Source organism: Methylocystis iwaonis (assembly GCF_027925385.1).
Taxonomy (GTDB): domain Bacteria; phylum Pseudomonadota; class Alphaproteobacteria; order Rhizobiales; family Beijerinckiaceae; genus Methylocystis; species Methylocystis iwaonis.
Genome location: NZ_AP027142.1, coordinates 3,020,744 through 3,042,396 on the forward strand (window position 1 = coordinate 3,020,744; position 21,653 = coordinate 3,042,396).

Consider the following 21,653-nt stretch of genomic DNA (forward strand, 5'->3'; position numbering starts at 1 on the left):
CGAGGGATCGTCGGCTTCTTCGTCACCGAGACGAAGGAAGCCTCTCTCATGTGATTTCCGCCCGAGCAGCTCGCGTAACGAGCCAATCAAGCGGATTTGATGTCGCACGCCGGACGTGTGGGAAGTCGGTCGACAACCCCCGTTTCGCCTGGCAGCACTGCCAAGCAATTTTGATGCCCTGCTTGGGGATGTGACCGCGCGAAGCCGCATCGCAAATTCGGCGCAGGCGTTTTCCATCATCTTTTCCGGCGAAGCATTTGCCGTGTTTTCCGCGCAGTAAAAGAAGCAGAATTTCTACATATTGCGAGGTAATTGTCGAAGCTGTATCGAGACAGTGGAATAAAAAATTGTAAATATCACGAAAGGTTGCCCTCATGGCCAATACGACGGCCGCGCTCGACGCCCTCCTCATGCAGCGATCGCTGACCGACGCGCAGCTTCTGGCGGCGGCCGAATCCGCCGCCGATTTCCGCATTCTGCCGGACGCGAGCGTGATCAAGATCGGCGGGCAAAGCGTCATCGACCGTGGCCGCGCGGCGGTCTATCCGCTGGTGGACGAGATCGTCGCCGCCCGCAAAGCCCATAAGCTGCTGATCGGCACCGGCGCCGGCACGCGGGCGCGGCATCTCTATTCGATCGCGGCGGGGCTCGGCCTGCCGGCGGGCGTGCTCTCGCAGCTCGGCGCCTCGGTCGCGGACCAGAACGCCGCAATGCTTGGACAGTTGCTCGCCAAATACGGCGTCTCCGCCGTCAACGGCGCCGCGCTCTCGGCGGTGCCGCTCTACCTCGCCGAGGTGAACGCCGTCATCTTCAGCGGCATGCCGCCCTACAATGTCTGGATGCGCCCCGCGCCCGAGGGCGTCATCCCGCCCTATCGCACCGACGCCGGATGTTTCCTCGTCGCCGAGCAGTTCGGCTGCAAGGCGATGATCTTCGTGAAGGACGAAAACGGCCTCTACACCGCCAATCCGAAAACCGCGAAGGACGCGAAGTTCATCCCGAAGATTTCGGTCGATGAGATGAAGGCGCAGGGGCTGCACGACTCGATCCTCGAGTTCCCCATGCTCGATCTGCTGAAAGCCGCGCGCCACGTCCGCGAAGTGCAGGTCGTCAACGGCCTCGTCCCCGGCAATCTGACACGCGCGCTGGCCGGCGAGCATGTCGGCACGATCATCACCGCGAGCTAAAAGAGTTTTTTCCCATGACCGACGCCAATAGCATCAAGCACGTCGCCTCGCCGCTCGCGCGCCAGACCCTCCTCGACGGCGATCTCATCCGCCCGGTCGCCGGCCGCCGCCCGATCCGGCTCCTCCCCTGGCTGCAGGTCGTGAAGATCGGCGGCCGCTCGATCATGGATCGCGGCGCGGACGCCATCCTCCCGATCGTCGACGAAATCCGTAAGCTCCTGCCCGAGCACCGTCTGCTGATCCTGACCGGCGCGGGCGTGCGCGCTCGCCACCTCTATGGCGTGGGGCTCGATCTCGGCCTGCCGGTGGGCTCGCTGGCCCCGCTCGCGGCGAGCGAAGCCGGCCAGAACGGTCATATCCTCGCCTCGCTGCTCGCGCCGGAGGGCGTCTCCTATGTCGAGCACCCGACCATCGCCAACCAGCTCGCCATCCATCTCTCCGCGGCCCGCGCGGTGGTCGGAAGCGCCTTTCCGCCCTACCACCACCACGAATTCCCACACTCGCGCATCCCGATGCACCGCGCGGACACCGGCGCATTTCTGCTCGCCGACGCGCTCGGCGCGGCTGGTCTGACGATCGTGGAGGACGTGGACGGGGTCTATACGACCGACCCCAAAGGCCCCGGCGGCGAGCGGGCCGAGCTGATCCGCGAGGCGAGCGGCGCCGAGCTTTCGAAGCTCGATGCGCTGCCTTTCGACCGCGCGCTCCTCGAGGTCATGGCGAATGCGCGGCATCTCGAGCGGGTGCAGGTGGTCAACGGACTCGTTCCGGGCCGGCTGACCGCCGCGCTGCGCGGCGAGCATGTCGGGACAATTGTCCGCACCGGCGCGCAGGCGGCCTGAGCGCTACGGATTTAGCGCTCACCCGTCATTGCGAGCGATCGGCAATCGGGGGCGCAAGCACTTCCTGACCCTCCGGGGTAACGCCGAACGCCGGGCGTGAGCCCATCCCTCCCCTTTACGGCTATCGAATGCACACATCGTGATTGCCTCGGTCGGGTCTGTTTGATTCCGTGGGTCGCGTTTTGATTCGCGGGGTGGGGCATGGCGATTTCGTATGGACTGGGGCGGTTCGGCGACCGCCGCCTGGAAAAAGGGGGGTCTCGTTGCATCGGGGCCTCGTCGCGCGGCCGTGCGCGCGCATCCGTCGGATCGCCGGCGGGCGGCGGGCGCAGGAGGTGCGGCTCGCGCGCTTCCTGCGCAATCCTGCGGTGACCGCCGAGGAGATGGCGCGGCACGCCGCCGGGCTCACAGCGGCGCGGGCGGCGGGTCGCGACATAGTGGTGGCGCAGGACACCAGCGAGCTGGCGCTCGGCGGCAAGCGCGCGCAGGCGAACGGCTATGGGCCGGTCGGCAAGGGCGGCGGGACGCGCGGCCTTTTGCTGCACGCGGCCCTGGCGCTCGACGCCGGCACGGGCGCGCTGCTCGGCCTCGCTCATGCCGAGGTCTGGAACCGCGACACGGGGGCCAAGGTCGCGGCGCGGCGCTCGCGCGCGCTCGCGGACAAGGAATCGCAGCGCTGGCTCGATGTGGCGACGCATGCGCGCGAGGATTTCGCGGCGGCGAAGCGGATCACTGTCGTCTCGGATCGGGAGAGCGACATCTACGCGCATCTCGCGCAGCGTCCGGGCGGCGTGGAGCTGATTGTGCGCGCCTGCCAGAACCGGACGATCGCCGCAGACGGCGAGGATGCGATCGAGCTTTTGTTCCCCTTCGCCGACGGATTGGCCGAGGCGGGCCGCTTCGTCGCCGAGATCCCGGCGGCTCCGGGACGCAAGGCGCGCAAGGCGGCGCTCGCGGTCCGCGTCTCGCCGGTCACTTTGCGCAAGCCGCGCCACGGCGCGCGCGACTTGCCGGACGCGGTCGGCGTGACTTTGGTCGACGTGCGCGAGGTCGGGGCCGCCGAGGGCGTCGCGCCCATTCATTGGCGGCTTCTCACGACCCATGCGGCGACGAGCCTGGCCGAGGCGCGCCGGGTGATCGACCTCTATCGAATGCGCTGGACCATCGAGGAATTCTTCCGCACGCTGAAGACGGCGGGCTTCGAGATCGAGCAGGCCGACATCTGCGATCCGAAAGTGATGATCAAGCTGGTGGCGGCGACGGCGGTCGCCGCTGTGACGGTCATGCAACTGGTCAAGGCGCGCGATGGCGCGACCGACCAGTTGCTGACGGACGCTTTCGAGCCCGAGGACGAAGCGCTGCTCGAGGCCGTCTCGGCGAAGCTCGAGGGCGCGACGGCCCGCCAGAAGAACCCCCACCGCAAAGGCAGCCTCGCCTTCGCCGCCTGGGTCGTCGCCAGGCTCGGCGGCTGGACCGCCTATTACGGAAAGCCCGGCCCCAAAGTAATGCGCCAGGGCCTCGACGACTTTCGACGAATAAAGTTCGGAGCCGCGCTGACCTTCTACGATGTGTGAATCCGATAGCCCCTTTACGGGGAGGGTGGCCCCGCGTAAGCGGGGGCGGGTGGGGTAAAGCCCACCACTGCCGTTGCGGCGCGAGCCCCACCCGGCGGCCTTCGGCCGCCGACCTCCCCGTAAAGGGGAGGTATGGGGATCATGACGCCAAATCGCTATCACTAATTACGCAGCCTGCGGCTCACTCGTAGCAGATGATCTCGCGCTCGCCGGCGAAGACCTCGGCCATGCGGGCGGCGACGCCCGTCTTGCGGCGCGTGAGGAAACGCGGGCGACGGCTGCGCAGGCTGGAGGCGCCCCGGCGCGGGAGGGCCGCGAGCGACGAAGTCGCCGCATCCACCCTGGCGAGCTTGCCGTTCTCGGCCGCGAGCCGCGGCAAGGCGAGCCAGCTCGCCCAATATTTCCAGTCCGCCGCGGCGTCGCCGCTGTCCTGGGTTTCCGCCAGCACGACGTCGAGATCGCGGTCGCGATGCGCCAGCGAGAGGCGGTAGCAGGGGGCCCCATCCTGCCCCTCGACCACGTCCAGCACGACGCCGCAATAGGCCGGCGCAGGCACGGCGATCATCATGTCGACGCCGTTGAAGCGCCGCGAGATGAGGATGTCGCTGCGCGTGACGCGCACGCGCCGCACGCCGCCATCCGCACGCCAGTCGCGTTGAACGAGAAACGCTTCATCGATCTTGCGCGCATTGCCGGCTTCGAACATGGCTTCACTCCTCGGGCTCGGGCTGTTCCTTTTGTCCCCACGATCCTGCCGCGCGAGCCCCGGCAAAGTTGCTAAAAACCCTGGTGAATGCAGCGTAAACCATTGCATTTGAGCCGTTATCACGACTCCAAGGTAAATGCGGGGAAACACATTTGATCAAATTGTCGGCAATTCGCATCCGCGAATGTCTTGCAGGCAAGCCGCGGCTCCCCTACTGCTTCTCGTGATGCCGCTCGTCGAATCCGACCGTCCCGCCTTCCTGTCGCGCCTCGAAGCGATTACGCGCGAGGCCGGCGACATCGCCATGGCCTATTTCCGCCCAGGCGCCTGCACGGCGGCGGCGATCTCCTACAAAGGCGGCGGCTCGCCGGTGACCGAGGCCGATTTCGCGGTGGACCGTTTCCTCTTCGAGGAAATGCGCCGGCTCGCGCCCGAGGCCGGCTGGCTCTCCGAGGAAACCGCCGACACTGACGCGCGCCTGTCGCGCGAGGCGATCTTCGTCGTCGATCCGATCGACGGCACCCAGGCCTTCACCCGCGGCGACGAGCGCTGGGCGGTCTCCCTCGCCTTCGTCGAGCGCGGACGGCCGACGATCGGCGTCGTCCATGCGCCGGCGCGCGGGGAAACATTTACCGCCGCGCGCGGATTAGGCTCCTTCCTCAATGGCGAGCGTCTCTCGCCGCTCGGCCGCGCCACGCTCGCCGGCGCCATGGTCATCGCGCCGCGGCCGCTGCATGAGCGTATCGCCGCTCTGCCGCACAATATTGCGATCGCGCCGCGCACGCCGTCCCTGGCGCTGCGGCTCGTGGATATTGCCGCCGGGCGTCACGATCTCGTCATCTCTTCGCCCAATGCACGCGATTGGGATATCGCCGCGGCCGACGTCATTCTGGAGGAGGCCGGGATCGCGCTCGAAGAAGTCGAGGGGGGCGAGATCACCTATAATCGCAGCTCCTCGAAGCGCGGCATGCTCGTCGCCGCGCCCAAGCCTCTCATCGAGGACACGAGAACGATAGCTCTGGACGTTTCGAAAGGAATAAAGTGGTCATGACAAAGAAGGCGACGCCCGCGAAACAGGACAAGCAGCTTCTGCATCTCGTCTTCGGCGGCGAGCTGGAGGCGCTCGACGGCGTGACCTTCCGCGATCCCGCAAAGCTCGACATCGTCGGCGTCTATCCCGACAATGACAGCGCCGTCGCCGCCTGGAAGGCGAAGGCGCAGGCGACCGTCGACAACGCGCATATGCGTTATTTCGTCGTCCATCTCTACAAGCTTCTCGACCCCGAGCACGACAAGCTCTGACCGAGCTTGGCGCTTTCCAAAATCCGCCGGTTTTGGGAGCATTATTCTCTATCGGGGAAGCGCGACGCCGCTTAGGCCAGTCGGCGCGGCCTCGGGCCGAAGCGTTTGCGTAGCACGGTAAACATGCCGCTCCTGAAGCTTTATCGATTGGCGACCATCGCCGCGACGCCCTTTGCCGGAGCCGGCCTCAACTGGCGCGCCTCCCACGGCAAGGAAGACCGAGACCGGCTCGACGAACGTCTGGGCGTCGCCTCGCGCGAGCGGCCGGAAGGGCGCCTGATCTGGCTGCATGGCGCGAGCCTTGGCGAGACGGTCTCGCTGCTGCCGCTGGTCGAGCGCTTCATCCAGCGCGGCGCGGAAGTGCTGGTGACAAGCGGAACGGTCTCCTCGGCGCGCATTCTCACGCAGCGGCTGCCGGCCGGCGCCTTCCACCAATATGTCCCGCTCGACGCCCCACGTTTCGTCAACCGCTTCCTGGATTATTGGCGCCCGGACATCGCCGTCTTCGCCGAGTCGGAGCTGTGGCCGAATATGGTCGCCTCGCTGCGCACGCGGGGGGTGGCGTTGCTGCTCGCCAACGCCCGCATCTCGCGCAAATCCGCGGAGCGCTGGAGCGGCCTGCCGAGCGCCGCCCGCCGTGTGTTCGGCGCGATCGATCTATGCCTGGCGCAGGATTCCGAGAATGCGGCGCGCTTTCTGGCGCTGGGCGCGCCCTGCGTGCGCATCGCCGGCAATCTGAAATTCGACGTGGCGCCGCCGCCTGTGGACGCCGCGCGTCTCGCCGAATTCAACGGCGCGGTCGGCGCGCGTCCGGTGTGGGCGGCGGTCTCGACGCATGCGGGCGAGGAGGAATTGATCCTCGCCGCCCATGCCGAGATCAGCAAACAGATTCCCAATCTGCTGACGGTCATCGCCCCGCGCCATCGCGAGCGCGGCGTGGAAATCGCGGAGCTGGCGCAAGCGCAAGGCTTTGCGACCGCGCTACGAACGCGCGATGGCGAGCCGCGCCGCGAGACGCGGATCTATGTCGCCGACACGATCGGCGAGCTCGGCCTCTTCTTTCGCAGCGTCGGCGTTGTCTTCATGGGCAAATCGCTTGTTCCCGGCGGCGGGCAGAACCCGATCGAGCCGGCGAAGCTCGGCTGTGCGGTGCTCTATGGGCCGCATATCGACAATTTCAACGAGATTTACACGGAGTTGGCGGCCGCCAAGGCGGCGGCGCGCGTCGCCGACGCCGCCGCGCTGGCGCGCGCCGCGCAATATCTCCTCTCCGAACCCGCCCGCATGCGCCGCATGGGCCGCGCCGGCGCCGAAGCGGTCGACAAGCTCGGCGGCGCCTCGCGCGCGATCATGACGGCGGTCGAGCCCTTTCTCGCGCAAGTCGCCGCCTCAGAGCGCTGAACGCTCATGCGCGCGCCCGCATTCTGGCGCACGGAAGGGGGCGCCTCCCGCCTGCTCTCGCCCTTTGGCCATCTCTATGGCGCGCTCGCCCGCGGCCGTCTCGCCCGCAAGGCGCCGCGCGCCGCGTTGCCGACCATCGTCGTCGGCGGCTTGACCGCTGGCGGCGACGGCAAAACGCCGCTCGTCATCGCGCTGGCGAAGCTGCTTTCCGCGCAAGGCGAACGTCCCGCGCTACTCACACGGGGCTACGGCAGGCGCGGCGGCCGCACCGAGCCCTTCGCCGTTTCACCAAAGGACGATGTGACGACGGCCGGCGACGAGACGCTGCTGCTTTCGCGCCATGGGCTCGCCATTGTCGGCGCGGATCGCGCAGCAAGCGCGGCGTTCGCGCGCGGCCTGGGGGCAACCCTTCTCATTTTGGACGACGGCTTCCACAGCCAGAGGCTCTCGCCAGACCTCTCGCTGCTCGTGATCGACTCGGACTATGGCGCGGGCAATGGCCGCTGCCTACCCGCCGGCCCGCTGCGCGCGCCGCTCGAGGCGCAGATGGCGGTCGCCGACGCTCTGATCGTCATCGGCGAGGGCGCTGCCGGGCGGGTGCTTAGCAGGTCTTGCAAAAAGCCGGTTTTCGAGGCGCAAATCGTTCCCGACCCGCAAGCGGCAAAGGCATTAGCAGGCAGGCGAGTCATCGGCTTCGCCGGAATCGGACGCCCTGAAAAGTTCTTCCACACCCTGGCGGAGACAGGCGCCGACGTCGTTGCGACCCGGGCCTTTGCCGATCATCATCGCTACAGTGAAAACGACCTCGCCGAGCTGACGGCGCTCGCGCGCCGGCAGGGCGCCACGCTCGTCACAACAGAGAAGGACGCCGTCCGCCTCCCGCCCGCGTTCGCCGCAGAGGCTCTGCCCATTAGCCTCGCCATAGCCGAGCAGGAGGCCGTCCTGGAGACGCTCGACGCCGCGCTTTCCCGCGCGCGCCTCAGTCGGGCTTCTTGACCCCGAGCTTCATGAGCTTGGCGTGCGGGCCGGCGTATGGCTCCTGAAGATCGACGTTCCAGTAGCGCAGATCCTCGAGCGGGATGGGCTCGCCGGTCACGGCGCAGCGCACATAGGCGCCGGGCTTGCGGATGCGATATTCGCCGTCGAGATACTCGATCTCGGCTTCCCCGGCCGGCTGCGGCGTGCGTTCGTAGCGGTTCATTCGATATCTTCTGTTGAAGCGCCGCGTCAGCGGCTGACCTGTCAGTCGTCGGATCGACGAGATGATCGACCTCATGGGCGTCGCCCTCTCCGGCCGGCCAATTTGACGGAAAGTCTACAACCCCACGGGCGCCAAAGGAAGCGCGAACAATCGTGGGGAGCGTGTCGCCAGAGTTTCCAGTTCACGCCAAACTGCGTCGTTAGCCGCAAATACCTCCCCTTTACGGGGAGGTCGGCGGCCAAAGGCCGCCGGGTGGGGCTCACGCCGCAATGACTCTGATGGGGCTTTACCCCACCCGACCCCGCTTTCGCGGGGCCACCCTCCCCGTAAAGGGGAGGGAAGCGTTCACGCCCAGCGTTCGTCCAATTGCCCGAATAAGAAACACAGCGGTCTTGTTCCCGTCGTCATTCGCGCCTAGCCTTTCGCGCAAGTGCCGATTTTTGATTCGTCGAGTCAGCCTTTCGCGAACGCTGTCAAGTTCGCGCTTCGATGGGATCACGATAATGGATCGGGACACCATAGGCGATCTGGCCGATTCCCACCCCCTGCCCCACGACGCCGAGTTCTCCGCCGCCAGCCCGCGCGACGCCGCCAAGGCCAAAACGATCTCAGAGCGCGCGTTGATCGTCACCCAGGGCAAGCATCGTTTCTATTCGCTCGTGCTGCCGAGCGATCTTCTCGCCCAGACCTGCACGGTCGAGGCTCGGGCCGAAAATCCGGCGGACGGCTTCCAACGCCTGCTCGACGAGCGGCGCGCAAGATCGATCGCGCGTTACATCGACGCGGGCTTGGGCACCGTGCCCGGCGCCGTAGTGCTCTCGGCGCAGACGCGCGCGCATCTCTCCTTTGACAAGGACGAGGGCGCCCTTACCTTCCGCAAGGACCCGAAAGCCTTTCTCATCATCGACGGGCAGCATCGCGTCTTCGGCTTCAAGCTCGCCAAATCCTCGGTGAGCGTGCCAGTTGTGATCTACAACCGCCTGACGCGCGCGCAGGAATGCCGGCTGTTCATGGACATCAACACCAAGCAGCGTCCGGTGCCTAACGAGCTTTTGCTGGATATCCGTCGACTCTCGGAATTGGAGACGGAAACCGAAGCGCTGCTGCATAATGTTTTCGACGCCTTCCATACGCGCGAAGATTCTGCGCTCGCCGGCTTCCTCAGCCCCGCCGAGCGCAAGAAGGGCATGATTTCCCGCGTGACCTTCAATGCGGCCCTGCGGTCGATCAAAGGCGCCTTCGACGGCGCGCCGGCCGAGGAAGTCTATGTCGTTCTCAACGCCTATATTCTCGCCTGCCGTCACGGCCTGGGGCTTCACGCCATCGATCAGAACATCGCCAATCCCGTCCTGTTCAAGGCGCTGATGCTGCTGTTCACTAATGTCGCGGGGCGCGTCGCCGACCGGCATGGCGGCCAATATACGGTGCGCAATTTCGAGGAAGTGCTCGTTCCCTTCTTCCGCCGGCTGAAGAAGAGCGACCTACCGCGCGCCGGCATGACGCATATCATGCTGCACGAGCATTACAGCAAGGCGCTAAGCGCCGGCTTCCTGCTCAAACAATGGCTGTTCGCCTGAGCCTTCCGGATGGCCGCGCATGGTGAGCCCATGCTCGGTCTTCTCCCAGTGAAAGGGCCGCAGCCAGAGCTCGAAAAAGGCGCGCCAGCAGGCGATGCTGAGCATGAAAAGCCAGATCGGCAGATGGGGCAGCGCATTTCGAAGTGCCGAAAGGCGCCGTCGCCGCATCCCGGCGAGGATGGGCCAAAGCAGCGCCGCCGCTCCTGACAGCGCGAGAAAGCACCATAGCCCGCAGCACGCCGTCTCGAAGAATGTCGTCGGCCGCAACAGCGCGCCGAAAAGGGCGTGATAGGCCAGGCGGCACATCAGGAGCGGACCGAGCAGCGGACCCAAAACACCGCCGGCCAACATCGCGAGCACGGCGAAAGCCCGCCGCGCCCCGAGATCGGCGAAGAAGCCCGCGGGATGGCGGCAATGAACGATCGCCGTCTGCATCCAGCCCTTGAACCAGCGCGTGCGCTGCTTGACGAGCGCCCGAAAGACGGCCGGCGCCTCCTCGAATGTGTGGGAGTCGAAAGTGCGCACCGCGAAGCCCCCGCGCGCGAGACGCAGCCCGAGGTCCGCATCCTCGGTTACATTATAGGCGTCCCAGAAGCCGATCTCGCGCAGGGCGGCGAGCCGGAAATGATTGGAGGTGCCGCCGAGAAAGAGCGGCAGGTCGAGCCGGGACAGCCCCTTGTTATAGACATCGAAAAGCGCCGCATATTCGAGTGCGAACATGCCCGTCATCCAATTGAGCGCGCCATTGTCGATGACAAGGCTTGCTTGCAAGCAAGCGACATCCGGCGGCGCGGCGGCGAAAAGCGCGGCGGCGCGGCGGAGCTGGCGCGCATCGGGAATATCCTCCGCGTCGAACACCGCGACGAGCGCGCCGCGCGCCAGCGGCATGGCGATGTTGAGCGCGCGCGGTTTGGTGCGCGGCGCTCCGTCGGGCGCGATGATGATCTCATGCGGCGCGCGCGGCGGATGCGCGCGCAAGGCCGCAGCCGTCTCCGCGTCGTCGGCCTCGATAACGAATTTGATGTCGAGCTTGGCGCGCGGATAATCGAAACGGTCGATGGCGCGCGCGAGTTGCGGCGCGACGGCCGCTTCCTTGTAGAGCGCGAGGACCACCGTATAGACGGGAAGCCGCGCATCGTCGATCCGTCGCGCGTCCTCCTGCCGCGAAGCGCTCGAAGCGCAGGCGCTCAGGCGCAGAACGACGCTCGCCAGGAAAGCCGCGGCGAGGGCGAAGGCGACGGCGAGATTGACGGTTTCGAAAGGCGCGAACAGGCTGACGACGATGCAGATCAACGCCGCCGTGGCGCAAGCGAGCGGCGCGCGCGTCATGGAGCCGCGCACGCAAAGATCCCCATCGATCTGTTCCGCCGAATGGCTCGCGGCATACACGGCGTCTCGCGGATAGGCGTCGCGAAGCGCCTCCAGAAAACGCGTGCGCGTCGTGATCGCGAAAAGCGGCCGCCCTTTCGCTGCGCGCGCGACGCTCGTCAAACGAAAGATTTGCGTTCCCGACGGCGCGAAGAGCCAACGAACGCCGTCGCGGCGATCCCGCAATCGCACATAGCCGAGCCCCGCCGCGGCAAGCGCGCCGGGCGCGAGCTCGATCGTGTCGTCGATGAAGGCGACCCCGAGATGCTGAGCGAGGGCGCGGTAGAAAAACGCTTCCTCGACGACGCCCTCGGCAAGGAGCGCCGCGTCGGCCGAGACGCCCTGACGCCGCGCCAATCCAGCGGCTTTGTTCAATGCGTCGAGCGAGACGCCGTGATCGAGCAGAAAAGCGATTTCGACAGGCGGCGTTTCCACCCTGCGGGAGGCCCTGCGCCCCTCCCGCGCGGATTCATCCGCGAGGCTTTTGCGGCGCAAAGGCAACGGGGGAAAGCCCGAATCGTCGCGCTTGCGTAGGCCAGAATCGATGGAAAAATAGTCGACCGACGCCTTGCTCATGAACTAAACTCAATGAATGAAAAAATATGCAAGCTTGACTATCGGTCAGAAAAATCGGGTGCGCAACAAATTTGATTCGAATTTTTCCCATCCTGCAGTGGCGCTCTCGCTTCGCCTCGTCGCAGCGCTCGCCTTTGCTCTCGCGAGCGGCGCCGCCGTCGCCGATCCGGCGCCCGCGGCGCCGTCGCTCGTCGATCCGCATCGCGCGCTGCAGAAGCCCGATCTCTCGCACATAAAACAGATCCGCTTCCTGACCGAAGACGACTATCCGCCTTTCAATTTTCTCCTCGCGGATGGACAGCTCGCCGGCTTCAACGTCGATCTCGCCCGCGCGATCTGCGCCGAGCTGGAGCTGCCCTGCACGATCCAGAGACGAAGCTGGAATCTTCTTGTTCCGTCGCTGGACGACAATAGCGGCGACGCCGTCATCGCCTCTCTCTCGATCAACGACGAGACCCGCAAGCAGGTCGAGTTCACGGGCCCTTATTTCCTGACCCCCGGCCGTTTCGCGACGCTCGCGGATACGACGCTCGCCGCTGCTTCCCCAGAGGCGATAGACGACCGCAAGGTCGCCGTCGTCGCCGGCTCCCGCTACGAAGCCTTTCTCGAGACGTTCTATCCGCGCGCCGAACGCGTGACCTTCGAGACGACCGCTCTCGCGCGCAACGCGCTCAAGAATGGCAGGGTGGCGGCCTATTTCGGCGACGCGATCGGCATGTCCTTCTGGCTCAACGGCGCGGAGGCGGGCGGATGCTGCACCTTCAAGGACGGCCCCTTCACCGATCCGCGCTATTTCGGCGAGGGCGTCGGCGTCGCCGTCAAAAAGGGCAACGCGCCTCTGCGCCGGGCGCTCGATTACGCGCTGGCGCGGCTCGATCGACGGGGCGTTTTGGGCGAACTCTTTTTGAAGTATTTTCCGATAGGGCCGTTCTGAGCTAATCTCCCCTCCGAACGCCCGGTCCAGCCTATGGATTTCGAATCGACCGTCACGCGCATCTATGAAGCGGCCGCCGACCCGGATTTATGGCCGCTCATCCTGCACGACCTCGGCGAATTGGTCGATGCGGCGGGCGGCATCATCCTCACCCGCCGCGCCGACGCCTGGACGGGCTGGCGCTGCTCCGACCTTATGAATTCGCGGACCACCGACGCCTGGATGGCTCCGGGAGGCGGGGCGGCGCGGACCCAGGCGACCGCCCGGCTCATCGCCTTCGACCGGGCGGGATTCGTTGCGGATAATGAAGGGTTCAGCGAGCAGGAATGGCTCGAGGACTCCGTCATGAGCGAATGGTGCGGCCCCCTGGGCCTGCACCATTGCGCGGCGACGGTGATTCCCGTGCCCACGGGCGATCTGGTTTTGGTCCAGCTCAACCGCCGCGCTGGCAAGCCCCCCTTCGATCGCGCCGACATCGCCCGCCTCGACGCCTTTCGCCCGCATCTCGCGCGCGCCGGATTGCTTGCGGCGCGCTGGCGGCTGGAGCGGCTGCGCGCCGCGGCGCAAGCGCTGGCCATCATCGGCCTACCTGCGGCGGTTCTCGACGCGGGCGGCAGGGTTCTCGCGGCCAATGAGCTGATCGAGGCGATGCGCCCCCATATCGCCTGGCTGCCCAAGGATCGTATCGCTTTGATCGACCCCGCGGCCGACGGAATGTTGCGTCGCGCCTTCGCCGGGGTGACTTACCCAGCCGCCGCCTCGGCGCGGTCTTTCCCATCAAAGGGCGCCACGGGCGATCCGGCGGTCGTTCATCTTATCCCCATCAGCGGCGCTGCCCGCGAGCTTTTCGGCGGCGGGCTCAGCCTGTTGACGGTTACGGCGGTGGCGACGCCCGCTGCCCCCGACGCCGCGCTCATTCAGGGTCTCTTCGACCTCACGCCCGCCGAAGCGCGCGTCGCGCGCGCCGTCACGCAGCGAAAGACCGTCGAGGATATCGCCTCGGAGTTCGACGTCTCCAAAGAGACGGTGCGGACGCAGATCAAATCCCTTCTCGCCAAAACCGGATGCGCCCGCCAGCTCGATCTGGCGATGCTGCTGGCGCAGACTACTCAGGGACAGCCGCGCCAGACGCGGCTTTCGGAGAGTTCGCGGGCAGATTTGAACGTCGGGCGATGAACATTAGGCTCCACCGTCATTGCGAGGAACGAAGCGACGAAGCAATCCAGGGGCCGCGATGAGGCTCTGGATTGCTTCGCTTCGCTCGCAATGACGGGGGCGGCCACTTCACCCAAACCCATTATTCTTCGGAAACCTGCGCACGCCCCTGCCGCGCGCGTGGCGGCGCCTCGAAGCCTCGCCGCTTGCCGGGCGCGCGTTTCCCCGACATAATCGAACAAGATTTCATCGGACCATTGTTAGCAAAGCAAGCGACGCTGATTGTAATCCTACCGGGCGGTCGCTCGCCGGCGCAGGAGGCAAATTCATGGATCAACGGATAGCGGCGTTGTCGCCGGGACAAGCGCAACAGGCGGTGAAGGAATTATTCGATCTGTTGCCGGTCGATCTGTTCGACGGGGGTAAACCCACCATCGCCGATCTCGATGATTTGGCCAAAGAGGCTCGCGACGGCGCGCCGCCCGACGTCGCGCCTTTCCTCGACGCAATGCTCGCGGAAAGGGAAACCGAGGCGCGCGGCGAGGTGGCCCGCCTCGTTCTCGACCAAGCGGCGCAGACCCCTGGCCTTCGTGATTATCTCGATGAGGCGCTACGGCGTGCGGCGCAGCCTCATATGGACCTGACGCTTCTGGCCGGGGTCGTCATTCTTGCGATGATCGCCGTGCCGAAGAAAATCAAGTTCAAGGACGGCAAGCTCGAAACGATCGAATGGGGCCAACTTCAGGACGGCGCCAAGCTTGCGCACGAAGTGACCGGCTTCGTCAAAGCCTTGCCTAACACGGTGAAGTCCTCCCTTTTCGGCGCCTGATGAGCGATCTGGGCGAAACGCGCTTCCGGGCCTTGGCGGAGCGCCTCGTCACGCTCGAACGTCAAGGGCGAAGCCTCCATTCATTGGTTGCGACGCAGCCCAAAGAGGTCCTCGGCCCCCTGCGAGCGCTTGCCGGGGAGGCGGAGAGTATCGCCCGCGACATCGGGGCATGGGCGGCGGAGCCAGGTCCGCTCGCGAGTGCGTTGGGGCGCCACCTGGCGGAGCGCGCCCGCAAAGCGGGTATTGTCCTGTGGCTCGGAGTAGCCGGCGCCCTCACGATGACTGGCGATTACGCGGGCGCTCGAGCGGCGTGCCGGAGCGGTCTTGACTTGACCGCCGCCGACGACCCGGAACGCGCTCTTCTCCTCGAAACTCTCGGCAAGATCGAGTTCGAGGCGGGCGACCTCGAAGCGGCGCAAAAGGCGATGACCGAGGCGGTCGAGATCGCCGAATCTTTTGCCGATCCCGAGCGCTGGGCCGACCGGATCGGCGCGCCGAAGAGGGAGATGCAGGCTCGACGCTCGATGGAGGGCGTATCGCGAAGCCTCGGTCTCCTTGCGCACATCGCCCTCGCGCGCGGCGACCGCGAGAAATATGCGCGAACGCTCGATCTCGCCTACGAAGCCGCAATCAAGAGCCGCCAACCCGTGCTCATTCGCAGCATCTGGCGCCAGCGCTATGAATATGCGTTGCGCTGGGACGCGTCGGGCGCGGTGCTCGACGCGATGAACGCCGAACTCGATCGCGGCGGAGCGCCAGAGCTCGCCGACGACGAGGCCTATAAGATCGACATGCAGCTCTTGCGTGGGCAGGCGCTCATCGAGCGGGAAGGCTATGCGCGCGCCGATCGCCGGCTGAAGGCTGCGCTCTTGGCCGCCAAGAGCCCGCGCGAGCGTTGGACGACGCGCATGACCTATGGCCGGTTTTGCGAGGATCGCCCTGGCCGTCGCCAGGAGGCGATCGAGCTGTTCGATGAGGCGCTGGCGATCGGCAATGAGACCGGCATCGCCGGGTTTATCGACGGCGCGCGGCGCGATTTGATCCGCCTGTTGATCGCGGGCGGCGAAGCGGCGGAGCGAAGGCGCGCAATCTCCGAGCTCGACGTCGTGTTGCGCGCCTGCCGTGACGCGCGGGACGGCGAGGGTTTCGCCCGGGCGTTGTTGCAGCGCGCGATGGCCCGCTTTCTCGATCGTGATTACGCCGCCGCGCTGACGGACATCGACGGCGCGCTGGACGCCGCCGCCAACGCCCAGACCCGCGGCGCGGCGTTGACCGCCCGCAGCGCTGCGCTGCAGCGCCTCGGGCGTGATGAGGGGGCGCTCGCCGACGCCATCGAAGCCGTGAGCCTGTTTCCAGAGCGACGGCGTGATCCGCTCGGCGACGGTCCGGGCGCGGGCCGGGACGAATTGCAGCATATCGAGGCCGCCTACGCGGCGGCCGCGCGCATCTGCGCCCGGCTGGGACGCGCCGCCGAGGGGTTCGAGTGGGCCGAACGCGGCCGCGGTCGGCTGCTGCGCGCGCACGGTCAACTGATCTCGCCCGCTGGCCCAGCATCCTCGCGCGACATCCTGCCGCTTCTCATCGACGCTCTTGCACGACACCCAGATGGACCCGCAGCGCTGGCCCTGTTCTCTGTCGGCCCGATCGACACGGTCGTCTTCATCGTCGCCCCGGGCCGCCCCGTGCGCGAAGTCTCCGCCGATTTCGGCGAGGCTCAATTGCAGAAGTTGCTGCCGACCGCCGATGATGGGCCGCAGCAATGGAACGCGGGTCTCGCCGATGCGCTGCCTGGCATTTCGGAAGCGCTGCAACGGCCTCTGGCGGAGCTTCTTGAAACGGCCGAGACCTGCAAGACCCTCTATATCGTCCCCGACTCGCACCTCCATTCGATCCCCTTCGCGGCCTTGACCGGAAAGGGCGGCGTTTCGCTGGTTGAGCGTTGCGCGACCGTTATCGCGCCGTCGGTGGCGAGCTTACTCGAATGCCTCGGGCGGCGCCCGCAGGAGGCGAAATCCTGCCTGACGCTCGGCGCCGGCGGCGTCGGAGAGATCAGCTTCGCCGCCCAGGCAAAGGCGGTCGCCGACCTTTTGGTCGGCAAGCCCGAATGGGGGAAGCAAAGCCTCTATTTGTCGGAGCCGGAGGCCACTCCCGAACGATTTCTCGCAGAAGCCGCGCGCTTTCGAGTGATCCATTTGGCCTGCCACGGCAACGTGCTCGCCGGCGTCATGGACACGCTCAGCGCCTCGGCCTTGCAGTTAACGGGCGGCCATCTAACCGCCCGCGCCCTGATCAAGGCGGAGGGGCCGTGGCTCCAAGCTGACCTCGTGTTTCTCAACGCGTGTCGCTCGGGCGGCTTCCGGGCCCGGCTCGCTAGCGAAGTTGGGGGATTCCGCCAAGCCTTTCTCGAAGCCGGCGCGCCGTCTCTCGTCGCGACGCTGTTCTATGTCGATCCGGATCACGCGCAGAAATTGGCCGAGGAGTTCTACCGCCATTGGCTCGACGGCCAGACGAAGGCGGAAGCGCTGCGCCGCGCGCAATGCTCGCTGCGCGAGAGCGGCCTTCCCGTTGGAGACTGGGCCGCGCACACGTTGATTGGTCGCGCCTTTTGACGGCCGTCAGAAGTCCCCTTACGCCGTCATTGCGAGCGAAGCGAAGCAATCCAGGGCCGCGATGAGGCTCTGGATTGCTTCGTCGCCTTGCTCCTCGCAATGACGGGAGGTCGCCTCACCCAAACCGGTTATTCTTCGGGAACCCCCGCGGCGGCAGCCTTCCCGCTTCCGCTCGATGCCCCATCCATTCCGTCAGCTCCACCGCCGCCACGTTGAACACGCGGCCAGCCGCATCCGTCCAGCTCAACCCGTCGGCGAGCGAGAATACTTTCGCATCCGCCACGCCGCCGTCCTTGTAGCGCTGCATACGCACGCCCTTGCCGCGCGCCATGCGCGGCGCCTCTTCCAGCGGGAAGACGAGGAGCTTCCTGTTCTCGCCGATGATCGCGGCGTGATCGCCTGCGGCTTCCGTCGCCACTTTCAGTTTCGCGGGCGGCTCGACGGAAAGCACCGCGCGGCCCTTTTTGGTGGATGACAACAGATCGTCCTGCGCCACGATGAAGCCGCGCCCGTCATCCGCGATCAGCAGTAACGACGCCCCCGCCGTATGCGGCAGCACGCGCGCAATATCCGCGCCTTCGTCGATGTCGGCGTAAAGACGGATCGGCTCGCCATGGCCGCGTCCGCCCGGCAGTTTCGAGGCGTCGAGCGTGAAGGCCTTGCCGTTTGTCGCAAGCACGAGAATCTTCGTTGTCGTCTGCGCGAAGAAGCTCGTGTCCAGCGCGTCGTCGCCTTTGAATTGCAGCGTCGACAAATCCTGTACATGACCTTTGAGCGCGCGGATCCAGCCTTTCTTCGACACGACGACCGTGATCGGCTCGCGCTCGATCATCGCCTCCGCGAGGTCGAAATCGACCGCCGCCGGCGCGTCCTCGAAAGTGGTGCGGCGTTTGCCGACCGGCGTCTGTGGGCCATAGAGCTTTTTGAGGTCGCGCACCTGTCCGGCAATGGTCTTCCACTGCTTGCCTTCGTCCTCGAGCAGGCTTTCGAGCTCGGCGCGTTCCTTGGTGAGATCATCGAGCTCGCGGCGCAGCTCCATCTCTTCGAGCTTGCGCAAGGAGCGCAACCGCGTGTCGAGAATATAATCGACCTGCAGATCGGTGAGCTTGAAGACTCTCTTCAGCTCGCCCTTGGCGTCGTCCTCCTCGCGGATGATGCGGATCACCTCATCGAGATTGAGGAAGACGACAATCATGCCTTCCAATTGCTCGATGCGGCGCAGGATCGCCGCGAGGCGATGACGCGAGCGGCGTTGCAGCACCGTGCGGCGATGATCGAGCCACTGCCGCAGCGCTTCGTCGAGCGAGACGACGCGCGGCGTCACGCCGTCCACCAGCACATTCATATTCATGCTGAAGCGCGTCTCCAGCTCCGAGAGCTTGAAGAGCGTCTCCATCATCAGCGCCGGATCGACATTGCGCGCGCGCGGCTCGAAGACGATGCGCACATCCTCCGCCGATTCGTCGCGCACGTCGGCGACGAGTGGCAGCTTGCGCTCCGAAATCAGCTCGGCGAGCTTCTCGATCAGCCGCGACTTCTGCACGCCATATGGTATCTCGGTGACGACCGTCACCCAGCCGCCACGCGGCAGCTCTTCCTTCACCCAGCGCGCGCGCACGCGGAAGGAGCCGCGTCCGGTGCGATAGGCTTCGATAATCTCCTCACGCTTGTCGACGATGATGCCGCCCGTGGGGAAATCCGGCCCCTGCACGAAGGTGAGCAATTGCTCGCTCGTCGCGGCGCGATGCGAGATGAGATAGAGCGCGGCGTCGCACAGCTCGGCGAGATTATGCGGCGGAATGGACGTCGCCATGCCCACCGCAATGCCCTGCGCGCCATTGGCGAGCATATTGGGCAAAGCGGAGGGGAGCACGACCGGCTCCTTCTCCTCACCCGAATAATTCGGCTTGAAGTCGATCGCGTCCTCGTCGATGCCCTCGAGCAGAGAGCGTGCGACGGCGGTCATGCGCGCTTCGGTGTAGCGATAGGCGGCGGCCGAATCGCCGTCGATATTGCCGAAGTTCCCCTGTCCGTCGACGAGCGGATAACGAGAGGAGAAATCCTGCGCGAGGCGCACCAGCGCGTCATAGATCGCCTGATCGCCATGCGGATGATAGGAGCCCATCACATCGCCGACGATCTTCGCGCATTTCTTGAACGGCGCGCCGGGATCGAGCCGCAGCACATGCATGCCGTAAAGAATGCGACGATGCACGGGCTTCAAGCCGTCGCGCGCGTCGGGCAAGGCGCGGTCGGTGATCGTCGAGAGGGCGTAACGCAGGTAGCGTTCTTCCAGCGCCTCGCGCAGATCGACGGGCGTCACCACGCTTTCGCCGCCGCCGTCCTTGCCCTTTCCCGCGCCGCCTTTCTGCGCCATTCGACCTTCGCCTCTGTTGGATTTTCGCCCGTACTAGGCGCAGCGACGCGCCGGCGCAAGCGCCAAGCGAGCTACGTGACGGCAAATCAAGCCCTCGATGCGATTCTCACCGCTTATCGGGCTCAGTGGAAAATTAACGCTTGCGGGGCGCCGTCCCGCTCCCTAGAAAAGGCAACACCGCCGGCTCAGCTTCCCCGAGCCAAGTTTCCTCATAAATTTCTGTGGCTTCCGAATGGCATCGATCCTCAGAGCATTCATGATTCTTGGCTTGGCGCAATTGGCGGGCGCGGCGCTCGCCCTCGAATCCCCGCGGGTCGCCGCCAATGATTCGGCGCGCGCGCCGCGCCATCATCAGCAGGTCGGCACGGAAGAAGCGCGCAACGATAGCGGCATGCAGGCGGTCTGCCGCGAGGTCGTGGTCGACACGGACGAGGGTTACGGCGTGACGAATCACGAGTCGCGCGTCGTCTGCGACAACGCGCGCTGATCTATCCCTAAGGCTCCGAATTCGGGTTAACGAGCAGAAGCGTTCCAGCGTCATGGCCGCGCTTGTCGCGGCCATCCACGCCGCGCCGAGGCGGAAAGCTTAAGAACATGAGCGGAACAACGCCACTTCTTCTTCCCGCTTGTCTTAATGTCCTGGCGTGGGTGCCCGCGACAAGCGCGGGCATGACGCGGCTGCGTTGTTAACCTGTATTCGCAGCCCTGGATCTACCCCAAGGCAGCGACATAAAGCGCGCGCGAGGCCGGCAGAGCCGCGCCGCGCGGCGCGAGCACGTCGCGCGTCAGAAAATAGCCCGTCAAACGGAAGGCGTCGGCGATCTCTTCGGGGGCCGCGTATTCGGTTTCTTCCTGCAAGAAGCGTGGATAGGGCAACAGCCGATCGCGCCATGGCGCGCCGGCCTCCCGGTTCACCGCGCGGCCAGTTTTCGGCGACACATAGGCGAGATCATCGCGCGTTCCGGTGACGGCGCAGCGTTCCAGATCGAGGCCAAATCCCAAGGCGCCGAGCAACGCGAGCTCGAATTGCGCCATCAGCGGCGCGGCGGCGTTGGGCGAATCAAGTCGCACAGCGATGGCTTCTGCCATGTCGAACAAGGCCTCATGCGGATCGCGTTCCGGCAGAAGGCGCAGCAACGCCGCAAGCATCGTCACGCCGTGCAGGGCCGCGGCGCGATCGAGATAGCGCGCGGCGCGCAAGGCGAGCGGCTCCACGGCATAGGCGCCCATATGGTCTTCCAACCGCGCCCGCCATGTGGAGGCGACGAGATTCCCCGGTTGCAGAACGGGCCGCATCGCCTTGGAGCGCCCGCCGCGCACGACGCCGAGATGGCGGCCATGGGCGCGCGTCATCAGCTCCAGGATGACCGAGGTCTCGCCATGTTTTCTGGCGCCAATGACGAGGCCTTCGTCCTGCCATTCCATAGCGCTTGCTCTGATCCACGCTGCCGCAAGAACGACAATCTAATCCCCTCCCCTTACGGGGCGAGAGAGTCACACATCTCGGGGGCCGTCATGGCCGGGCTTGTCCCGGCCATCCACGCCGAGGGGCACAGCCCAACTGAACGCGTTATCGCTGTGGATAAGGTTCATGCAGGGGCTTTGCCGTAGTGAAAGCCTGTTCCTCACGGCGACGCAAATGTTCCGACGACGACGTTTGCCCAGCATTGCGCGGCGTGGATGGCCGGGACAAGCCCGGCCAGGACGGTTGAGAGATGTGTGGCTCCCATGCAGCCGCAAGAGGGACGGGATCGCGACAACGGCGCGTTACGCTCTCACTGCTCCGAGAGCTTCATCTCCGGGCTGTATTCCACGCCCTCGACGTCCTTGATCACCGCCTGACCGCAGATCACGCGATTCTGCGCTGTGTCGAAGGTCAACGTCGGCCCACCGTGCAGTTGCCAGCCTCTGCTCAGCGCCTCCGTCACGCGGTGGCAGAAGGCCGCGTCATCGGGGCCGGTGAGATAGCGGTAGACGGTCAGCGTTTTCGATTTCTTGGCCATGGCGCCCTCGCG

The 21,653-nt window shown here is 66.0% G+C and carries 20 protein-coding genes; 13 read left to right on the forward strand and 7 right to left on the reverse strand.

What is annotated here, in order from left to right; translation table 11 throughout:
- Window positions 1–46: 46 nt before the first annotated feature.
- A complete protein-coding gene (locus tag QMG84_RS14460) occupies window positions 47–376 on the reverse strand; it encodes a hypothetical protein (RefSeq protein WP_281928755.1) in 330 nt (109 codons plus the stop codon).
- Here QMG84_RS14460 and QMG84_RS14465 point away from each other — a divergent pair.
- From QMG84_RS14465 to QMG84_RS14475, 3 genes are all read left to right on the forward strand, one after another.
- A complete protein-coding gene (locus QMG84_RS14465) occupies window positions 375–1,187 on the forward strand; it encodes an amino acid kinase family protein (RefSeq protein WP_281928756.1) in 813 nt (270 codons plus the stop codon). The two genes, QMG84_RS14460 and QMG84_RS14465, sit on opposite strands and share 2 nt — an antisense overlap.
- A 14-nt stretch (window positions 1,188–1,201) precedes the next feature.
- The gene (locus tag QMG84_RS14470; RefSeq protein WP_281928758.1) at window positions 1,202–2,029 is read left to right on the forward strand and encodes an amino acid kinase family protein; all 828 of its coding nucleotides are present in this window, start codon (window positions 1,202–1,204) and stop codon (window positions 2,027–2,029) included.
- A gap of 263 nt (window positions 2,030–2,292) precedes the next feature.
- Window positions 2,293–3,603 (forward strand): IS4 family transposase, encoded by a 1,311-nt coding sequence (locus tag QMG84_RS14475; RefSeq protein WP_281928760.1) that lies wholly within the window; start codon window positions 2,293–2,295, stop codon window positions 3,601–3,603.
- Window positions 3,604–3,784: 181 nt separating this feature from the next.
- Here QMG84_RS14475 and QMG84_RS14480 read toward each other — a convergent pair whose 3' ends face one another.
- The gene (locus QMG84_RS14480; protein ID WP_281928762.1) at window positions 3,785–4,309 is read right to left on the reverse strand and encodes a DUF6101 family protein; all 525 of its coding nucleotides are present in this window, start codon (window positions 4,307–4,309) and stop codon (window positions 3,785–3,787) included.
- Window positions 4,310–4,493: 184 nt separating this feature from the next.
- Here QMG84_RS14480 and QMG84_RS14485 point away from each other — a divergent pair, with 184 nt between their 5' ends.
- The 4 genes from QMG84_RS14485 (at window position 4,494) to lpxK (ending at window position 8,008) form a co-directional block, all read left to right on the forward strand.
- Entirely contained in the window at window positions 4,494–5,360 is an 867-nt protein-coding gene (locus QMG84_RS14485) for an inositol monophosphatase family protein (RefSeq protein ID WP_281928764.1), read from the forward strand.
- Window positions 5,357–5,611 (forward strand): DUF4170 domain-containing protein, encoded by a 255-nt coding sequence (locus QMG84_RS14490; RefSeq protein ID WP_202073900.1) that lies wholly within the window; start codon window positions 5,357–5,359, stop codon window positions 5,609–5,611. The genes QMG84_RS14485 and QMG84_RS14490 overlap by 4 nt, the downstream gene beginning before the upstream one ends.
- A gap of 123 nt (window positions 5,612–5,734) precedes the next feature.
- On the forward strand, window positions 5,735–7,012 hold the full coding sequence (locus tag QMG84_RS14495) for a 3-deoxy-D-manno-octulosonic acid transferase (protein WP_281928766.1): 1,278 nt from the start codon (window positions 5,735–5,737) through the stop codon (window positions 7,010–7,012).
- Between the two features lie 6 nt (window positions 7,013–7,018).
- Window positions 7,019–8,008 (forward strand): tetraacyldisaccharide 4'-kinase, encoded by a 990-nt coding sequence (gene lpxK, locus QMG84_RS14500; protein ID WP_281928768.1) that lies wholly within the window; start codon window positions 7,019–7,021, stop codon window positions 8,006–8,008.
- Here lpxK and QMG84_RS14505 read toward each other — a convergent pair.
- Window positions 7,992–8,213, reverse strand: coding sequence for a DUF2093 domain-containing protein (locus QMG84_RS14505; RefSeq protein WP_202073903.1), 222 nt, complete (start codon window positions 8,211–8,213; stop codon window positions 7,992–7,994). The two genes, lpxK and QMG84_RS14505, sit on opposite strands and share 17 nt — an antisense overlap.
- 503 nt (window positions 8,214–8,716) lie before the next feature.
- Here QMG84_RS14505 and QMG84_RS14510 point away from each other — a divergent pair.
- A complete protein-coding gene (locus QMG84_RS14510; RefSeq protein ID WP_281928770.1) occupies window positions 8,717–9,790 on the forward strand; it encodes a DGQHR domain-containing protein in 1,074 nt (357 codons plus the stop codon).
- Here the strand turns inward: QMG84_RS14510 and QMG84_RS14515 are convergent.
- Complete coding sequence (locus tag QMG84_RS14515; RefSeq protein WP_281928772.1) at window positions 9,749–11,734, reverse strand: glycosyltransferase family 2 protein; 1,986 nt, start codon at window positions 11,732–11,734, stop codon at window positions 9,749–9,751. The genes QMG84_RS14510 and QMG84_RS14515 overlap by 42 nt on opposite strands.
- 58 nt (window positions 11,735–11,792) lie before the next feature.
- Here QMG84_RS14515 and QMG84_RS14520 point away from each other — a divergent pair, with 58 nt between their 5' ends.
- From QMG84_RS14520 to QMG84_RS14535, 4 genes are all read left to right on the forward strand, one after another.
- Entirely contained in the window at window positions 11,793–12,668 is an 876-nt protein-coding gene (locus tag QMG84_RS14520; RefSeq protein WP_281928774.1) for a transporter substrate-binding domain-containing protein, read from the forward strand.
- 33 nt (window positions 12,669–12,701) lie between these two features.
- Complete coding sequence (locus QMG84_RS14525) at window positions 12,702–13,844, forward strand: helix-turn-helix transcriptional regulator (protein WP_281928775.1); 1,143 nt, start codon at window positions 12,702–12,704, stop codon at window positions 13,842–13,844.
- Window positions 13,845–14,151: 307 nt separating this feature from the next.
- Entirely contained in the window at window positions 14,152–14,652 is a 501-nt protein-coding gene (locus tag QMG84_RS14530; RefSeq protein WP_202073908.1) for a hypothetical protein, read from the forward strand.
- A 329-nt stretch (window positions 14,653–14,981) separates the two neighbouring features.
- On the forward strand, window positions 14,982–17,261 hold the full coding sequence (locus QMG84_RS14535) for a CHAT domain-containing protein (protein WP_281928776.1): 2,280 nt from the start codon (window positions 14,982–14,984) through the stop codon (window positions 17,259–17,261).
- A 115-nt stretch (window positions 17,262–17,376) separates the two neighbouring features.
- On the opposite strand, the gene parC is transcribed toward QMG84_RS14535, so the two are convergent.
- Window positions 17,377–19,638: a DNA topoisomerase IV subunit A gene (gene parC, locus QMG84_RS14540; protein ID WP_281928777.1), complete on the reverse strand. Its 2,262-nt coding sequence runs from the start codon at window positions 19,636–19,638 to the stop codon at window positions 17,377–17,379.
- A gap of 256 nt (window positions 19,639–19,894) precedes the next feature.
- Here parC and QMG84_RS14545 point away from each other — a divergent pair, with 256 nt between their 5' ends.
- Window positions 19,895–20,125 carry a hypothetical protein gene (locus tag QMG84_RS14545; RefSeq protein WP_281928779.1) on the forward strand — a complete coding sequence of 77 codons (231 nt, stop codon included), beginning with the start codon at window positions 19,895–19,897 and terminating at the stop codon, window positions 20,123–20,125.
- Window positions 20,126–20,349: 224 nt separating this feature from the next.
- On the opposite strand, the gene recO is transcribed toward QMG84_RS14545, so the two are convergent.
- On the reverse strand, window positions 20,350–21,063 hold the full coding sequence (gene recO, locus QMG84_RS14550; protein WP_281928780.1) for a DNA repair protein RecO: 714 nt from the start codon (window positions 21,061–21,063) through the stop codon (window positions 20,350–20,352).
- A 350-nt stretch (window positions 21,064–21,413) separates the two neighbouring features.
- On the reverse strand, window positions 21,414–21,641 hold the full coding sequence (locus QMG84_RS14555; RefSeq protein ID WP_281928781.1) for a DUF1737 domain-containing protein: 228 nt from the start codon (window positions 21,639–21,641) through the stop codon (window positions 21,414–21,416).
- Window positions 21,642–21,653 lie beyond the last annotated feature (12 nt).

Coding starts and splice junctions, on each gene's coding strand:
- QMG84_RS14480 (WP_281928762.1), bottom strand. CDS start 4,309: ATGTTCGAAGCCGGCAATGCGCGCAAGATCGATGAAGCGTTTCTCGTT.
- QMG84_RS14515 (WP_281928772.1), bottom strand. CDS start 11,734: ATGAGCAAGGCGTCGGTCGACTATTTTTCCATCGATTCTGGCCTACGC.
- QMG84_RS14490 (WP_202073900.1), top strand. CDS start 5,357: ATGACAAAGAAGGCGACGCCCGCGAAACAGGACAAGCAGCTTCTGCAT.
- QMG84_RS14465 (WP_281928756.1), top strand. CDS start 375: ATGGCCAATACGACGGCCGCGCTCGACGCCCTCCTCATGCAGCGATCG.
- QMG84_RS14510 (WP_281928770.1), top strand. CDS start 8,717: ATGGATCGGGACACCATAGGCGATCTGGCCGATTCCCACCCCCTGCCC.
- recO (WP_281928780.1), bottom strand. CDS start 21,063: ATGGAATGGCAGGACGAAGGCCTCGTCATTGGCGCCAGAAAACATGGC.
- QMG84_RS14470 (WP_281928758.1), top strand. CDS start 1,202: ATGACCGACGCCAATAGCATCAAGCACGTCGCCTCGCCGCTCGCGCGC.
- QMG84_RS14525 (WP_281928775.1), top strand. CDS start 12,702: ATGGATTTCGAATCGACCGTCACGCGCATCTATGAAGCGGCCGCCGAC.
- QMG84_RS14545 (WP_281928779.1), top strand. CDS start 19,895: ATGATTCTTGGCTTGGCGCAATTGGCGGGCGCGGCGCTCGCCCTCGAA.
- QMG84_RS14460 (WP_281928755.1), bottom strand. CDS start 376: ATGAGGGCAACCTTTCGTGATATTTACAATTTTTTATTCCACTGTCTC.
- QMG84_RS14555 (WP_281928781.1), bottom strand. CDS start 21,641: ATGGCCAAGAAATCGAAAACGCTGACCGTCTACCGCTATCTCACCGGC.
- parC (WP_281928777.1), bottom strand. CDS start 19,638: ATGGCGCAGAAAGGCGGCGCGGGAAAGGGCAAGGACGGCGGCGGCGAA.
- QMG84_RS14495 (WP_281928766.1), top strand. CDS start 5,735: ATGCCGCTCCTGAAGCTTTATCGATTGGCGACCATCGCCGCGACGCCC.
- QMG84_RS14530 (WP_202073908.1), top strand. CDS start 14,152: ATGGATCAACGGATAGCGGCGTTGTCGCCGGGACAAGCGCAACAGGCG.
- QMG84_RS14505 (WP_202073903.1), bottom strand. CDS start 8,213: ATGAACCGCTACGAACGCACGCCGCAGCCGGCCGGGGAAGCCGAGATC.
- lpxK (WP_281928768.1), top strand. CDS start 7,019: ATGCGCGCGCCCGCATTCTGGCGCACGGAAGGGGGCGCCTCCCGCCTG.
- QMG84_RS14485 (WP_281928764.1), top strand. CDS start 4,494: ATGTCTTGCAGGCAAGCCGCGGCTCCCCTACTGCTTCTCGTGATGCCG.